The organism is Paraburkholderia sp. GAS348, assembly GCF_050434205.1.
Classification (GTDB): Bacteria; Pseudomonadota; Gammaproteobacteria; order Burkholderiales; family Burkholderiaceae; genus Paraburkholderia.
The window spans coordinates 1-1,786 of record NZ_JBNPVT010000063.1 but is presented as its reverse complement, the minus strand read 5'-3'; the positions used below and the strand labels follow the sequence as shown (position 1 = coordinate 1,786).

Annotated in this window: 1 protein-coding gene; it reads left to right on the top strand. The window is 57.8% G+C overall.

Annotated features, from left to right (window positions below):
* Nucleotides 1-559: 559 nt before the first annotated feature.
* Nucleotides 560-1,786 carry an amidohydrolase family protein gene (locus tag P3T22_RS33175; RefSeq protein WP_429327280.1) on the top strand — a complete coding sequence of 409 codons (1,227 nt, stop codon included), beginning with the start codon at nucleotides 560-562 and terminating at the stop codon, nucleotides 1,784-1,786.

The following is a 1,786-nucleotide window of genomic DNA, read 5'->3' as shown; positions in this document are numbered from 1 at the left end:
TAGGTCCAAAAACCTATATGACGTTTTTTAATTTCATATCTTACAATTAAGATTGGGCAAGGAATTGGGATTGGATGGGGGTTTTACCTAGATAAACTCTGCTTGCATCTAGGTCATGCGACTTCTACTATAGGTCTATAGACCGATAGAGGCGAGCTGTCCGCCGTAGAACGGATCCACTGACGATCGCGACCCAGAAGGCGCGTTACCTAGGGCCGGATGCGGAGAACCCGGGAGCGTTTGAGGAGCAGGAGATGAGTACGGAGGGGCAATCTTTGCGTTGGCTTATCGACAAATGGTTGACGCCCGCGCCCGGGCGGACGATCAGACTGACGCGATACAGCTATCCGGGCACTGACCACCATCGTTGCATCCGCATCGAGTCATCCCGGGTAACGGGACCCTTCGAGCTGTTCTTTTTCCGGCATGGCGACGGTCAGTGGCGCGTGTTTCCTCCCGAGCGGGAGCGGCTCGTGATGGGACGATACGGTCGTGTTGCATAGCTGGGCTGCCATTCAATGGTTGGATGCATTTCTAGGATCCCGTTAGGAGCGGAAAGATGCAAAGTACACAGCAGGCAGTCGCGCGTTACGAGTTACCGGAGGCCATTGCGCAGTTTGCTGGCCTGATCAACGACACGGATGGCCATGAGGCAATGCCGATCAGGCGCTGGGAGGATACCTACGGTGCCGAGGTTCGGCCACTGGCTGCTGCGCTGTTAAACGCGGGCAATGAGGGTGAGGCGATTATCCAGAACCCGGACCTCGAGGGTGACGATACCGAGATTAATGCTGAGACCGTCTGGAAGGTCAAGATGGAGAAGGCACCGGGCTGCTATGACATCGGGCGACGCCTCGAGGTGATGGACTTCACCGGGATTCACCGCCAGATCATGTATCCGGGGATTGCGCCAATCTACGCGCACGCGCTATACAACAAGGCTGACGACCCCCGGGTGTTCCGCTCGATCACGGGCGATCGCAAGGCGTATGCCTACCGGCTGATGGACATCTATAACGACTGGTGTGCCCGCGTGTCGAAGGAGCAGGACCGTGTGCGGCCGGTTGCGCTGCTGGTCGACGATACACCGGAGGCGATGTACCAGAAGGCACGACGGCTAGTTGACCATGGAGTGCGTCTTTTCATGCTTGCCACGGACGAGCCCCCGGGCGGCGTATCGCCGGCCAGTCCGCGGATGGATCCTCTCTGGAGCCTGCTGGCGGCGGCGAAGTGCCCGGTGGTGGGTCATATTTCGATCAGTGAGAAACTGCTTGCCACAACGGAGTGGCGCAATGCCCCCGCGTTCCAGGGATGGATGCTTGGGGCGGAGTTCTCCCTTGACCCGTGGACGCTGACCAACATTCACCTGCAGATCCAGAACTATGTGATGACAATGGTGCTGGGTGGCGTGTTCGACCGGCATCCCGATCTTGTGTTTGGGTGTGCGGAATTTACTGGTCACTGGGTAGGCCCACTTGCAGAGAACATGGACCGCTTCTATGGTCGCACGCCGTTTCCTTCGTCGCAGGCCCACACCAGGCTCAAGCTCAAGCCATCGGAATACATCAGCCGCAATCTGCGTGTTGCATGCTTCGACTTCGAGCCGGTCGGCACCTATATCGACCGCTACGGATTCGAGGATGTGTACTGCTATGCCAGCGACTATCCACATCATGAAGGTGGCAAGGACCCGATGGGCAGCTTCGTGCGCAATTTGCAGGGCCACAGCCCGGAGATCCTGCGCAAGGTATTCATCGATAACGGCAAGGCTTTGCTGCCGGACTGA

Excerpts from the sequence above, each read along its gene's own strand:
- P3T22_RS33175 (WP_429327280.1), top strand. The coding sequence starts at position 560 with ATGCAAAGTACACAGCAGGCAGTCGCGCGTTACGAGTTACCGGAGGCC.